This window comes from Kribbella voronezhensis, assembly GCF_004365175.1.
Classification (GTDB): domain Bacteria; phylum Actinomycetota; class Actinomycetes; order Propionibacteriales; family Kribbellaceae; genus Kribbella; species Kribbella voronezhensis.
In genome coordinates this window covers 1,506,737-1,520,499 of sequence record NZ_SOCE01000001.1, presented here as the reverse complement: position 1 = coordinate 1,520,499, position 13,763 = coordinate 1,506,737, and the positions used below count along the sequence as shown (strand labels likewise).

Sequence of the window (13,763 nt, the reverse complement as noted above, 5' to 3'; positions counted from 1 at the left end):
TCACGCCCCTTCTTGCTGGCTTGCCGTGGTGCTGCCGCCCAGTCGGCGCAGCACCAGGGCCAGGATCAGGCCGAGCACCACGAGCAGGACGGCGATCACGCTGGCCGGACCCATCAAGTTCGCCTGGAACCCGCGTTTGTACATGTCGAGAGCAAGCACCCGGGTGGCGTCACCAGGGCCACCGGCGGTGAGTATGAAGATCAGGTCGAAGAACGTCAGTGAGCCGACCACCATCAGCGTCGACGACGTGATGATCGTGTACTTGAGTTGCGGGACGGTGATGCTGAAGAACTGCCGGATCCGCCCGGCTCCGTCGATCGCGGCCGCTTCGTACATCGTGGTCGGGATCTGCCGGACGCCGCCTTGGTAGATCAGCGAGTGGAACGGGATGAACTGCCAGGAGACGACGAAGATCACCACACCCACGGCGAGATTGCCCTTGCCCAGCCAGTCCTGAGTCAGGAAATCCAGGTGCAGGCCCGGCCCCAGCCCGAAATTGGGGTCGAGCAGCGCCTTGTAGGTGATGGCGATCGCCGCCGAGCTGAGCAACAGCGGAACGAAGTACAGGACCGCGAGCAGTGCGCGGTATCGCTGGCGGCCGGCCAGGAAGACGCCGAGCAGCAGGCTCAGCGGAGTCTGCACGGCCCATGACAGGAACATGATTTCGAAGGTCACCAGGACGGTGTGCGGCAGCGCGGGATCGCTGAGCACCGTGCGCCAGTTCGAGATGCCTGCGGTGTGGATCGCACCGAGACCGTCCCATTGCGCGAAGCTGAGCAACAGCACGCCGACCAGCGGGACGATGCCGAACACCACGAACATCGCCAGCGCCGGGACGACCATCCAGCTGACCGAGCCGCTCCGCCCGGCGCGCGAAGAGTGAGGCCGCAGGACCGGTACGCCGGGGGGAGCGGCGGCCGTCACTTGCCGATCACCGCGTTCATGCTGGACGCGAACTGCTGCGGCGAGATCGACAGCTGGAACAGCTTGGCGATGTTGTCGAGCAGCGTCTCGGCCGCGGTCGGGCTGAGCGCCTGGTCCCAGGACTGCGCGAAGTTCTTGGCGTTCGCCGCCGTGTCGTAGACGAACTTCAGCCACTCGGCGTCGTTCTTGTCGGTGATCGACGAGAGCTTGTCCTTCGCGCTCTTCACGACCGGAATGTTGCCGGACTTCACCCAGGCGTCCACGGTGGCGTCGTCGAGCGTGTTGTTCGCGATGAACTTCTTCGCGGTGTCCTTCTCGGCCTGGCTTGCCTTGGAGGAGATCGACATGTACTGACCCGGGTTGCCGACGGTGTCGCTCGGGTCGCCCTTGCCGCCGTCGACCGGTGGGAAGTTCATGTACCCGAGGTGGCCGCCGGTGACGAAGTCCTTGCCGGATCCCTTCATGCCGCCGTACGTCCAGGCGCCGTGCAGCATCATCGCGGCCTTGCCGGTGTAGAGCAGGGCCTGGTCGGCGTTGGAGTCGGCGGTGATCGAGGAGAAGCCCTTGATGAAGCCGTTCGCCTTGATCAGCTTCTGCATCTCGTCGAGCGCCTTGAGTGCCGACGGGTCGGACCAGGCGTCGGGCTGGCCGTCGAAGATGTTCTGGAAGACCTCGCTGCCGCCGATCCGGTCGAACAGGAACTCCAGCCACATCATGTTGGTCCAGCGGGACTGGCCGCCGAGCGAGAACGGCGCGATGCCCTTGTCGTTGAACTTCGGCACCAGGTCCATGATGTCGCCCCACGACTGCGGGGGCTGGGCGCCGATCTTGTCGAACGCGCGCTTGTCGTAGAACAGCACGATCGGCGTCACGGTCTCACCAGGCACCGCGTAGATCTTGCCGTTGACCGTCGCCGCCGTGAAGGCGGACGGGAAGATCGAGTTCTTCAGGTCGGGTTGCTGGCCGAGCCAGTCGGTCAGGTCCTCGACCTGGCCGGCTTCGACGTAGGCCTTCAGGCCGCCACCGCCCCAGCCCCAGATCAGCGTCGGCCCCTGGCCGGCTCCGATCGCGGTCTTGATCTTCTGCTTGAACGCGTCGTTCTGGAACTCGGTCTGCTTGATCTTCGTGTTCGGGTTCGCGTCGTTGAACCGCTTGACCTGGGCCTCGCGGATCGCTTGCTGAGGCTGGCCGGTGAGCGACCAGTAGGTAGCCCCCGAACCGGCCGCCCCACCACCGGTCGAGCCGCCGGAGCTTTTCGGGCCGGATGTGCCGCCGCAGGCGGCCAGACCGGCTGCCACGGCGCCGCCACCGACCAAGGTGAGGAACGTACGCCGGGATGTCGTCATGGGATCCACTGTGATCTCCGTACTCCGTGCCGAAGCACTAACCGGTTAACAAGTTGCGATGTTTCGTAACGTAGGTTTCGCGCGTGTTGCTGTCAAGGTCTTGAACTCGGGACAATGAGGAGTCAGAGTTACGATGCGGATACGCCGTACCAGCAGGCGAAATGGAGTATCGCTCCGGACTCTTCCGGTGACGACATGGTCCACACAAAGTGTCGAAAAGTTTCGATACTTTGTTACTGCTTCCGCCGAAAACTAGGGAGAATTTCGTGACGACCTCTGTTGTGCCGGCGACCCCGGACGACCGTCCCTGGCAGAACACCTCCCTGTCGGCCGAGAAGCGGGCCGAACTGCTCCTGCAGGCGATGACGCTGGCCGAGAAGGTGGCCCAGCTCGGCAGCCGCTGGGTCGGCAACGACATGGCCGAGCCCGAGTTGCCCGCGGACGAGACGATCAACGTCGCACCGATGCAGGACGTCTTCGCCGCCGGCGGATCCGTCTCGCTGGAGGACGCCAGCAAGAACGGTCTGGGTCATCTGACCCGCGTCTGGGGCAGTGTCCCGCTGACGGTCGAAGAAGGCGTGGCCGAACTCCTTCGCCAGCACGAGGTCGTCCTCGCGCAGTCCCGGCTGGGTGTGCCGGCGCTGGTCCACGAGGAGTGCCTGACCGGCTTCACGACGTACGGCGCGACGGTCTACCCGACCGCGCTCGCGTGGGGCGCGACCTTCGATCCCGCACTCGTGGAGCGGATGGCCGCGGCGATCGGCCGCGACATGGCCGCCGTCGGTGTCCATCAAGGGTTGTCGCCGGTGCTCGACGTGGTCCGCGACTACCGCTGGGGCCGGGTCGAGGAGACGATGGGTGAGGACCCGCACCTGGTGGCGACGCTCGGCTCGGCGTACGTGCGTGGGCTGCAGAGTGCCGGTGTGATCGCGACCCTGAAGCATTTCGCGGGCTACTCCGCGGCCCGGGGCGGACGTAACCACGGGCCGGTGTCGATCGGGCGCCGCGAGTTGCTCGACGTCATCCTGCCGACCTTCGAGGCCGCGATCGCGACCGCAGGCGCCGGCTCGGTGATGAGCTCTTACTCCGATGTCGACGGGCTCCCGGCCGGAGCCGACCCCTGGTTGTTCACCGAACTGCTGCGCGACCAGTGGGGCTTCGACGGCACAGTCGTCTCGGACTATTGGGCCGTGCCGTTCCTCGCCACCATGCACCGCGTCGCCGCCGACGTGGATGCCGCGGGTGCCCTTGCTCTCACCGCCGGAACCGACGTCGAGCTGCCCGACACCATCGGTTTCGGCGGTGGGTTGATCGAGCGGGTCGAAGCGGGTGAGCTCTCGGAAGACCTCGTCGACCGGGCCGCGCGTCGCCTGCTGCTGCAGAAGATCCGGCTCGGTCTGCTCGACCCTGAATGGACCCCCGCCGGCTCTGTCCAGGCCGACGATGTCGACCTCGACTCCCCGGCGAACAGAGCTCTCGCCCGCGAGCTGGCCGAACGCTCGATCGTGTTGCTCGACGCCGGCACGGCACTTCCGCTGCTCGGCGACGATCGCCCTGCTCCGCAACGGATCGCCGTCGTCGGGCCCTGCGCGGACGACCCGCGCACGTTCATGGGCTGCTACGCCTTCCCCAACCATGTCCTACCTCGCTATCCCGGTCGCGACCTCGGCATCGAGGTCCCCTCCGCACTAGATGCCCTGGGCAAGGAACTCCCGGACGCCGAACTCCTGTACTCAAGAGGATGCCCGGTTCTGGGCGACGATCGATCGGGATTCTCCGAGGCTGTGGACAAGGCTCGTGAGGCCGATCTCTGCATCGCCTTCGTCGGCGACCTGTCCGGCCTGTTCGGCCACGGTTCCTCGGGGGAGGGCTGCGACGCCGAGGACCTGCGCCTGCCCGGCGTACAGGCTGAACTGCTTGCACAGCTCCTCGAGACCGGTACGCCGGTGGTCGTGGTGGTCGTGTCCGGCAGGCCCTACGCCTTGGGTGGCATCGCCGAGCGCGCGGCCGGCGTCGTCCAGGCCTTTTTCCCTGGCCAGGAAGGCGGTTCGGCGATCGCCGGTGTCCTGAGCGGACGGGTGACACCCGGCGGAAAGCTGCCGGTGCAGATCCCGCGGCACGTGGGTGGCCAGCCGGCGACGTACCTGCAGCCGGCGCTCGGCAGCGTGGAGAGTGCCGGCATCAGCGGATTGGAGACCGTGCCGCTCTTCCCCTTCGGGTACGGCTCGTCGTACACGACGTTCGAGGTCGACGACCTGCGGCTCAGCGACACCGAGATCCCGACCGACGGCGAGTTCACCGCGACAGTCCGCGTCCGCAACACCGGCTCCCGCGCGGGCGACGAGGTGGTTCAGCTCTACCTGCACGACGTCGTGGCCCAGATCGCGCGTCCGCTGAAGCTGCTCACCGGCTTCGCCCGGGTGTCGCTCGAGCCCGGCGCCGCGATGGACGTCACCTTCCACGTCCACGCCGACCGTACGGCGTACAGCGGGCCGGATCTTCGCCGGATCGTCGAGGCGGGCGACCTCGAAGTACTGGTCGGCACATCGTCGGCAGACCTGCCCTGTACCGGAACCGTCCGGCTGACCGGGAATACGCGTGTCGTCGGACACGATCGTAGGATGATCACCCCTGTCGACCTGACCCCTGTAGCCGGAGGAGTGTGAGCTGGTGCCGCGCTTGAGTGGCCGTACGACGTTGGCCACCGTCGCTGCCTCGGCGGGAGTGTCGGTGGCGACGGTCTCCAAGGTGCTCAACGGGCGCAGCGACGTCTCCGAATCGACGCGGGCGCGCGTGCAGGAGGTGCTGAGAGAACACGAGTACGTCGGCCGTCGCCCCGAGCCGGTCGAGCGACCCTCGGTCGAGCTGTTCTACCAGGGATTCCTCAACAGCTACTCGGTCGAGGTGATCCAGGGGGTGGTCGACGCGGGCCAGGCCGCCGAGGTGGACGTCGTGGTGACCTCGAGGCCGAAGCATTCGCAGAGCCGCAGTTCCGGCCGGGCGCAGCCGTGGGTCCGCGAGCTGGCCGCGACCGGTCGTCGTGCCGCGATCGGGATCACCTCGGAACTGACGGCCGCCGACCTCGCCGCGCTGTCGCGGGCCAGACTGCCGCTGGTCGTCGTGGACCCGCTCAACATCGCCCAGCCCGACGTGACAAGTGTCGGTTCGACGAACTTCGCCGGTGGCATGGCGGCCACCCAGCACCTGCTCTCACTCGGCCACCGGCGGATCGCCTACCTCGGCGGCCCGCCGACCTCAGGCTGCAACCAGGCCCGGATGAACGGCTTCCGCGGCGCGATGGAGGCCGCGGGCGCGCCGGTGCCCAAGGAGTACGTGTGGTTGCGCGAGTTCCTGTATGAGGACGGGCTGGCGGGTGGCGCGGCGCTGCTCGACCTGCCGGAGCCGCCGACCGCGATCTTCGCCGGTAGCGACGAGGTCGCCCTCGGTGCGCTGGAGGCCGCGCGTGCTCGTGGGCTGCGCGTTCCGGAGCAGCTCAGTGTGGTCGGGTTCGACGACACGCAGGTGGCACGCCTGGCTTCTCCGCAGCTGACGACCATCCGTCAGCCGCTCCGCGAGATGGGCGCCGTCGCGCTCCGCACCGCCCTCCAGCTCGCCGCGGGCGAGAAGGTCGACTCGCACCACGTCGAGCTGGCGACCCAGCTCATCGTCCGGAGCTCAGCGGCCGAACCCGCGCTGGAACCTGCCGTCTCCTGAGCCCTGGTGGTGCCGGCGGTACCGGGCGCGCGGCCCACCGATGATGAAGACCCAGAACAGGATCCACAGCACCCACGGCGCCGCGAACGCCACGCTCGCGACCACCAGGCCGGTCATCATCAGCGGCAGCAACCAGAACAACGGCGGCGGGCTGAACCGCTGCGGTCTCGAGGAACCTCGGGCCCACGGCGCCCGGTCAGGCCGAACGGCAACGGCGTACGGGAACTGCTCGGCTGCCCGATCGTCGGGGAGGTCGGCGAACAGCGGCGCCAGGTCGTCGACGTACCGCGCTCGCGTGGCCTGGTCGCTGCGTTCCTCGAACTCGGTCTGGGTGATCCGCCCGGCCACGAAGTGCTCGCTGAGCGCGGCCACGGCCTGGTCGCGCTCGGCATCGCCGATCCGGACCTGGCCGGTCGCGCGGCGGAAAGGGCTCGGCTCGTCCTGCATCATCAGCGGTCCTGCTCGTCGCGGTCGTCGTCGGCGAGGATCGAGTAGAGCGTGCGGCGGAGCTCGGACAGCGCCTTGCGCGCCTTCTCCTGCTGGTCCGGCGTGCCCGCCGCGAGGATCTGCCACAGCGCGGCACCGACCTGGCCGAGGAGCGGCTTCAGGCTGTTGTCGTCATTGCCCGGTGGTGCGGTCATCGCCTCCCAGGGAGCGGAGACTTCATCCGTGTGGTCGGCTACGTACGCCCGGCCCTCGTCGGTCAGCGTGAACGTGCGCCGGCCGACTGCGGCATCCGCGGTTACCAGGCCTTCGTCTTCGAGCTGCTGCAGCGTCGGGTAGATCGAACCAGGGCTGGGCTTCCAGGCCCCGCCACTGCGCTCCGCGACCTCCTGGATGATCTGGTAGCCGTTCATCGGCTGCTCGGCCAGTACTGCGAGGATCGCGGCCCGCACATCTCCACGGCGAGCCTTCGGTCCACGCCAGCCGCGCTGCCCGCCCCAGCCCGGTCCTTGGCCGAATCCCGGGCCGAACCCGGGGCCACCGCCGAACAGGGTGCCCCACTGCGCGCCGAACGGGTGCTGGCCGGCGTACGAGCTGTGCCCGCGCCGGCCGCTCATCGCGGCGATCCATTCCTTCTTGAGGTCCTCGACGAACGAACAATGCTGTGCCAGCTGCTGCCACGGCCACCCGGCCGCGTACGTCGATCCGGTCATGCTGGGGCCACCCTTCCGAGGAAGCTGTTCCGATACGTCGACGATATATCGCGAACCGATCGCAACCAAGGAAAAATGTCCCTGATCAGCGGGGGCAGGTGATCAGGGGAGGAAGGGGATCGCGGGAGATGGTGATGCAGCTACTCGGCCCGGGAGCCGGGGCCGGAGTGTTGTACGCATTCCAGGCGTGCACGAGTCCGCTGACGAAGAACAGACCGCAGACCGCAAGCAGCAGGTAGGCACCGCCGACGATCGACTTGCCCAGGCCGCGGAGCTGGCCGACGACAGGAACTCCGCCGGCGTTCAGATTGGCGCCGCTGTAGAGCGCAGTGATCGCGGGAAGAGCGTGCTCCTTGAAGATGCCCTCGGCTGTCGAGCCCACCGATGCCGCACTGTCGTACAGCGACCCTGCAGCATTGCCGACTGAGTTGACGGCAGCGGGTACTGCCTGGAACGCGCGGACCAGCGCGCCCGTGACGACCGTGCCGCCGACGACCGCCGGGATCAAGGTCGCCCCGACCGATGCCCCTGCGTCCTGAGCGAAGCCGACGGCGCCGAGGACGAAGGCGACCACTCCTGCCAGCAACAAGGGCATCGCCTTTCCCAGCAGGACTGTCGCGACAAGGCCCTTCGCCTGACTGATCAGGGTGGACCGGACCTTCTGCAGTCCTTGGCCGACGATGTTCCCCTTCTGCAGATCGGGCAGGAGCTTCTCCAGCGGCTCGGCCACGTCGTCGCCGCCGGGAGCCCGGGTACGAACCCACAGGGCGATCTCTGCCACCGAATCGGCCACCATGGCCTGCAGGATCTTCCGCTCTGGCCGCCCCGCCAGCTGGACATCCCCGGCGAGCATCGTCTGCCGGTAAGCGTCTGCGAGCGCAGCAGTTCGCGCCCGGTAATCAACCGTCATGTCTCTCCCCCTCGGCCCCGCTCGGACAGCGGGCACCCCCAAGGCTCAGGGTTACTCCGAGTAATCACCGGTGTCAACGGCTGGCCCCTGTCGAGGCGGCCACCGTGACTCCGACGTTGCAGGTGACAACGCGGCGAAGGAGATGTGATGAGAAGCGAGCAGCTTTTGCGGACGTACGTGATGCTCACGGTGGTGTCGACCGGGGCGTCGTCGATGATCTGGGGCATCAACACCCTGTTCCTGCTCGATGCGGGGCTGAGTGTCGGCGAGGCGTTCGCTGCGAACGCGTTCTTCACGGTCGGGATGGTGCTGTTCGAGGTCCCGACCGGGGTCGTGGCCGACACGGTCGGCAGGCGGGCGTCGTACCTGCTCGGCACGGCCACGCTGTTCGGTTCGACGCTGCTTTATCTGCTGCTGTGGCACATGCATGCTCCGTTCGCCGCATGGGCCGGTGCGTCGATCCTGCTCGGGCTGGGCTTCACCTTCTTCAGCGGCGCCACCGAGGCGTGGCTGGTCGACGGCCTGAAGGCGACCGGGTACCGCGGTTCGCTGGAGTCGGCGTTCGCCAAGGGCCAGATGGCGAGTGGCATCGCGATGATGGGCGGCACGATCGCCGGCGGCGTACTGGCTCAGTCGACCAGCCTGGGCGTTCCGTACGCCGTACGCGCGCTGCTGCTCGCTCTCACCTTCGTGGTGGCGTGGCGGTCGATGCGGGACGTCGGGTTCGCACCGAAACCGCGGGTCTCGGTGGTCTCCGAGATGCAGGGCATCCTGCGGGCGTCGCTGGATCACGGTCTGCGGAACCCGCCTGTGCGCTGGTTGATGCTGGCGGCGCCGTTCAGCATGGGAGTCAGCGGCTACGGCTTCTACGCCGCACAGCCTTATCTACTTGAGTTGTACGGCAGCCGCGACTCCTACGCGGTCGCAGGGCTTGCGGCTGCGCTGGTAGCCGCAGCGCAGGTCGTCGGTGGCGCCTCGGCACCCCTGGTCGCACGCGTGTTCAGACGCCGTACTTCGGTGTTGCTCATCACCTCTGTCGCCACAGCGGCCGTGCTGTTGATGATGGGTCTGGTCCACAACTTCTGGGCGGCACTGGTGTTGCTGGCGATCTGGGGAATCATGTTCGCCGCAGCGGGGCCGGTGCGGCAGGCGTACCTGAACGGTCTGATTCCGTCGGCACAGCGGGCCACAGTGCTGTCCTCGGACAACCTTTTGGCCTCGGGTGGGGGAGTAGTCATCCAACCGGCTCTCGGCAAGGCCGCCGACGTGTGGAGCTACGGGCCGTCCTACCTGCTCGGTGCCGGCATCCAGTTGCTCGTCCTGCCGTTCATCCTGCTCGCCCGCGGCGAACGGGCGGCATCTGAAGCCCCGGCCCCGGCCGGCCGCGAAACGATGCTGCAGGGCGAAACGGTGCTGCAGAGCGAACCGCTGGCCGAGCGGATCGCAGTACAGGCTTAGTTGCCGATGGCAAGGGTCAGAGGTCGTCGGGGGACGGCAGCGGCTTCTTGCGTTCGGTTTCGAGCTGGAGCTCGAGGTGTGATTCGGCGGCGGCCGGGTGCCACATCTGGTCGAACACACCCATCATCGAGCCGCTGATCCCACGCCGCCGGGCCCGGGCCGCCGCCCACGCGAGCAGAGCCAGAACGCCCGCGACCGCGGCCAGGCTGACGAAGAGCAACCAGATGCCGTCGATCGGAACCACCTCCTGCAGGAAAGAACGCCGTCGCCCGCACAGTGGTTCCACACAAGAAGTGCACGAAGAAAAAGCTGGACCAGAAAGGCAGCTGTGGCGTACCCTGCAAGAATGCATATGAGTGAATTGGGCACACGACTCATCTCAACCGTATCACCTCAATTCGAAGAGCGCAAATCACTCACCGCGGGCACCTGGCGGCTGGGTGATTTGACCGTTCGCAGGATCGGATTCGGGGCCAAGCGGCTCGGCGGGCGCGGGGTCGTCGACCTCGGCCGGCCGGGCGACGCGGCGCAGGTCAAGGGCCTGCTCCGCCGGGCTGTCGAACTCGGTGTCAACCACATCGACACGGCCGCCTTCTACCCGACCTTCGCGCACCTCGAGCAGCCGCGCGATTTCACCGGCCTGAACTGGGCCAACGACGCCATCCGGCAGGCGCTCGCCCCCTACCCCAACGACCTGGTGATCGCCACCAAGGTCGGACCGACCGAGTCCGGACTCGCCAGGCCGGACCAGTTGCGCGGACTGGTCGAGGACAACCTGCGCCAACTCGGGCTGGACTGCCTGGACCTGGTGTACCTGCGCCAGACCGGCCTGGAGACGGTGGCCGAGCACTTCGGCGTACTGGCCGAACTCCGCGAAGCCGGCATGATCCGGCACCTGGGCCTGTCCAACGTCCGCGCGGAGCACCTCTCGCAAGCGCAGGAGATCGCGCCCGTGGTCGCAGTACAGAACAGGTACGGAGTCGACTTCGGGCGGGTCAACGACGCGATGCTGACCGCCTGCGGTGAACAGGGCATCGCGTTCGTCCCGTTCTTCGCCTTGACCGGCACCGGCCGCGAGGTGGGCGGACTGACGCATTCCGACCCGGTGCAGACGATCGCCCGCGACCGCGGCGCCACTCCTGCCCAGATCCGGATCGCCTGGACGCTCGCTCGCGGTCCGCACGTCCTGGCGATCCCCGGCACCGGTGATCCCGCCCATCTCATCGAGAACCTCGCCGCCGCCACCGTCCACCTCAGTCCCGCCGAACTGGCGACGCTGAACGCGTTGCCCAGCATCGACTAGCCCCTATGCTCGGCTGAACACGCGAAGGGAAGGGGTTGCTCATGGATCCCCTTCCCTTTGCCGACAGCCGAGCCGAGTTGCTCTTCGGGATCTCGGTCGGGCTGTTCGCCGTACTGCAGACGGGGTCGTCCGTGATAGCGCTCGTACGACGGCGACGCGCGCGGGCGAGCCACGTCGGGCTGGATCGCGGCACCTTGCCGCTGGTGCTCCTGTTCGCCGCCGCCGGTTTCATCGGTGCCGCCCTGAGTGCCATCCGCATCAGGAGCGCGACGATCGCGCCGGACCACCCGGCGATCCGCTGGATCGTCTTCGGCCTCGGGATCACCACGATCCTCGCCGGCGCAGTCCTGCGGCTCTGGGCGATCGTCACCTTGGGCAGGTGGTTCACGTACGACGTACGCGTGACCGAGGGCCAGCCGGTTGTCCAGTCCGGTCCGTATCGCTGGGTCCGGCATCCCAGCTATACGGGTGTCGTCCTGGTCCTCCTCGGCATCGGCCTCACCTTCGGGAACTGGCTGTCGCTGCTGTTCATCAGCACGCTCCCCACGATCGGCCTGGTCCTGCGGATCCGCGTCGAAGAGGCCGCGCTCTTCGACAACTTCGGCGCCGCCTACACGCAGTACGCCGCCAGGCGGCGCCGCCTCGTTCCCGGCATCTGGTGACCCCGCGGCTCAGGGCTTTGACTTGGTCCGGCGTTCCAGGGCTTCGATGACGGTCGGGCAGACGTCGATGTCGTACAGCCGTTCGACGCTCTGCATGCCGCCCGGGCTCTCGGCGTTGATCTCGACCACCTTGCCGCCGATCACGTCGATGCCGACGAAGAACATGCCGTCGGCAACGAGTTTGTCGCTCATCGCCTCGACGATGTCGCGTTCCACCGGCCCGATCTCGAGCGGGACCGAGCGTCCGCCGGCACTGATGTTGGCGCGCGGGTCGTTGCCGGTCGGCACCCGCCGGAACGCGGCCGTCTTTCCGTCCCGCTCGAGGAGTTGCCCGTCGAGGAGGAAGATCCGGGCGTCGCCGTTCTCGCCGCCGTCGACGAACTCCTGAACGACCGCGTAGCCGTCCTGGAGTACCGCCTCGGTCATCTGCGCGAGGTTCGCCTCGCCAGGGCCCTCGACCATGAACACGTTGCGGCCCTTGGCTCCGTACAGCGGCTTGACCACGCAGTGGCCGACCTCGTCGGCGAACCGTTGGATGCTTTCCGGATCACGCGTCACCAGCGAGCGGGGCCGGATCTTCTCCGGGAACTCCTCCAGGTAGAGCTTGCTGGTGGCTCGGGACAGCGACGTCGGTTCGTTCACCACCGTGACGCCGCGCTCCTTGAGCATCTGGCCGAAGACGACGCCCAGCGGGCTCGCCCACGGCCGAGCCTGCAGGTCGTCGATCGATTCGTTGCGCAGGAACAGCGCATCGAGGTCGTCCATCACGATCCGTTCGGCGGGGCGCTCCTTGATCCGCAGCATGAACGTCGCCAGCGTGTCGTCTGGTGCGAGTTGGGCAGCATGAGCGCGAGCCATCAGGTGCTCGTTCTCCCCGAGTTCGACGTCACCGACGCCGACGTACCAGACCTCATGGCCGCCCTGGGCGGCGGCGCGTGCCAGCCGTGTGGTGGCGTACTCGTCGATCTCGGTTTCGACGTCGTTGACAAAGAAGGCGAGCCTCATGCCGCCACCTCTCCTTCGTAGAGATCCGTGACTGACGCGCCTGCGCGCAGCCTGTCGAGGCGCTCCTGTGCACCGGGAACGTCCAGCCAGCGCGGGCGCACCCACGGCGGAGTGAGCACCTCGCGGTCGAGCAGGTCCTGGATCAAGGGGATGTGGTCCACCGCGAGCTTGCCGACGAACAGGACGTCGAGGCTGCTGCCTTCCGCGAGGATGTCGAGGATGCGGGTGATGCCGCGCAGGTAGATCGCGTCCTTCACGGAACCGCCGCCGACCACGACGCGAGTGGCGATCGACCAGGCCGTTCGGGTCGGGATCCGGTACTGCGCCCGCAGCGACTCGAAGATCTCCAGGAACTCGGCGCCGTCGAGCAATCTGTCGATCGCGACCACCCTGGCCGCAAGCACGCGGAGGCGCCGCGGATCCAGTCCGCCGGTCAGATACTCGGCGAGCACGGCAAGGCCCTCTTGGGTCTCGTCGTAGCCAGGCAGGCCGATCGTCAACAGGGTCAGGGGTTGCCGAGCGCCGTTCTGATAGGTGACGACGTGAGTGCCGACCTCGTGGTGCAGCAGAGGTTCGACGCGGTCCTTCCTAATGGCGGCGGACTCGGGGATGAGCAGCCGGCCGAACGACACCATCAGCTCCGAGACGTCTTCGCGTACTTCGACGTCTGCCGGGAAGTCTGGATACACAGCGCGATACCGGTCGAACTCCTCACGAGCCGCCTGTGCGAACGCGCCGGCTGTGACGCTGCTCGTACTCGCCGCTTGCGGCGGGATGAGTTCGAGCAACTCCTCCGCGGCGGCGACGAGGGTGGGAGCGAGTTCGCCGTACAGCTGCAGTGATCCGTACACGAAGCGTGAGGTGTCGCGATCCTCCAGCGCCGTGATCACCCGCGCCAGCTCGTCGCGCTTCGCCCGGAAGAGGGTGTGCAGCGCTGGATCGGCGACGTTCTCGATCTCAAGGTTGTAGAGGTCGCGTCGTACCAGGTCGGGGTCGAATTCCAGTGGTCTCAGGCGGAGCGTGGGAGCGGCTCCGAAATCCCCGCGTTCGAAGTCCACCCACGCCTCGGCCGCATTGACCGGCGTCGTGTTGAGCAGCAGGTTCACGCTGCGCTCGATCTCGGTGAGCCGCCCGTCGATCTCCAGGGCCGCCCCGAGCTGCTGAGTCGAGGAGGTCATCTCCCAGACGTACCCACCACCCCACGCCCAAGCCCGCCAACTTGTGAACTATCCGGTAATCGACCGCGTGGGAGTCGGCGGACCAGATCGCGACGGTGTTCGTGCA

13 protein-coding genes are annotated in these 13,763 nt (G+C 67.5%); 5 read left to right on the top strand and 8 right to left on the bottom strand.

The window, feature by feature from the left end; translation table 11 throughout:
• Both EV138_RS06675 and EV138_RS06670 read right to left on the bottom strand, forming a co-directional pair.
• Positions 1-843 carry a carbohydrate ABC transporter permease gene (locus tag EV138_RS06675; RefSeq protein ID WP_133977539.1) on the bottom strand — a complete coding sequence of 281 codons (843 nt, stop codon included), beginning with the start codon at positions 841-843 and terminating at the stop codon, positions 1-3.
• A gap of 77 nt (positions 844-920) precedes the next feature.
• Positions 921-2,270 carry an extracellular solute-binding protein gene (locus tag EV138_RS06670; RefSeq protein ID WP_133977538.1) on the bottom strand — a complete coding sequence of 450 codons (1,350 nt, stop codon included), beginning with the start codon at positions 2,268-2,270 and terminating at the stop codon, positions 921-923.
• Positions 2,271-2,536: 266 nt separating this feature from the next.
• On the opposite strand from EV138_RS06670, the gene EV138_RS06665 reads away from it, so the two are divergent.
• Complete coding sequence (locus EV138_RS06665; protein WP_133977537.1) at positions 2,537-4,936, top strand: glycoside hydrolase family 3 N-terminal domain-containing protein; 2,400 nt, start codon at positions 2,537-2,539, stop codon at positions 4,934-4,936.
• A gap of 4 nt (positions 4,937-4,940) precedes the next feature.
• Positions 4,941-5,984, top strand: a complete 1,044-nt coding sequence (locus tag EV138_RS06660) for a LacI family DNA-binding transcriptional regulator (protein WP_133977536.1) — start codon at positions 4,941-4,943, stop codon at positions 5,982-5,984.
• On the opposite strand, the gene EV138_RS06655 is transcribed toward EV138_RS06660, so the two are convergent.
• From EV138_RS06655 to EV138_RS06645, 3 genes are all read right to left on the bottom strand, one after another.
• Positions 5,946-6,434 carry a DUF1707 SHOCT-like domain-containing protein gene (locus tag EV138_RS06655; protein ID WP_238157988.1) on the bottom strand — a complete coding sequence of 163 codons (489 nt, stop codon included), beginning with the start codon at positions 6,432-6,434 and terminating at the stop codon, positions 5,946-5,948. The genes EV138_RS06660 and EV138_RS06655 overlap by 39 nt on opposite strands.
• Positions 6,434-7,141, bottom strand: a complete 708-nt coding sequence (locus EV138_RS06650; protein WP_133977535.1) for a PadR family transcriptional regulator — start codon at positions 7,139-7,141, stop codon at positions 6,434-6,436. The genes EV138_RS06655 and EV138_RS06650 overlap by 1 nt, the downstream gene beginning before the upstream one ends.
• An 85-nt stretch (positions 7,142-7,226) precedes the next feature.
• A complete protein-coding gene (locus tag EV138_RS06645; RefSeq protein ID WP_133977534.1) occupies positions 7,227-8,051 on the bottom strand; it encodes a hypothetical protein in 825 nt (274 codons plus the stop codon).
• Positions 8,052-8,198: 147 nt separating this feature from the next.
• Between EV138_RS06645 and EV138_RS06640 the strand changes: the two genes are divergently transcribed.
• Positions 8,199-9,509, top strand: a complete 1,311-nt coding sequence (locus EV138_RS06640) for an MFS transporter (protein WP_133977533.1) — start codon at positions 8,199-8,201, stop codon at positions 9,507-9,509.
• A 16-nt stretch (positions 9,510-9,525) separates the two neighbouring features.
• On the opposite strand, the gene EV138_RS06635 is transcribed toward EV138_RS06640, so the two are convergent.
• A complete protein-coding gene (locus tag EV138_RS06635; RefSeq protein WP_238157987.1) occupies positions 9,526-9,753 on the bottom strand; it encodes a hypothetical protein in 228 nt (75 codons plus the stop codon).
• Between the two features lie 201 nt (positions 9,754-9,954).
• Here EV138_RS06635 and EV138_RS06630 point away from each other — a divergent pair, with 201 nt between their 5' ends.
• Complete coding sequence (locus EV138_RS06630; RefSeq protein WP_238157986.1) at positions 9,955-10,812, top strand: aldo/keto reductase; 858 nt, start codon at positions 9,955-9,957, stop codon at positions 10,810-10,812.
• A gap of 41 nt (positions 10,813-10,853) precedes the next feature.
• The gene (locus tag EV138_RS06625) at positions 10,854-11,474 is read left to right on the top strand and encodes a methyltransferase family protein (RefSeq protein WP_133977531.1); all 621 of its coding nucleotides are present in this window, start codon (positions 10,854-10,856) and stop codon (positions 11,472-11,474) included.
• Positions 11,475-11,483: 9 nt separating this feature from the next.
• Here the strand turns inward: EV138_RS06625 and EV138_RS06620 are convergent, their stop codons facing one another.
• Both EV138_RS06620 and EV138_RS06615 read right to left on the bottom strand, forming a co-directional pair.
• Positions 11,484-12,479 (bottom strand): ATP-grasp domain-containing protein, encoded by a 996-nt coding sequence (locus tag EV138_RS06620; RefSeq protein WP_133977530.1) that lies wholly within the window; start codon positions 12,477-12,479, stop codon positions 11,484-11,486.
• Positions 12,476-13,657, bottom strand: a complete 1,182-nt coding sequence (locus EV138_RS06615) for a peptidase MATCAP family protein (protein WP_133977529.1) — start codon at positions 13,655-13,657, stop codon at positions 12,476-12,478. The genes EV138_RS06620 and EV138_RS06615 overlap by 4 nt, the downstream gene beginning before the upstream one ends.
• Positions 13,658-13,763 lie beyond the last annotated feature (106 nt).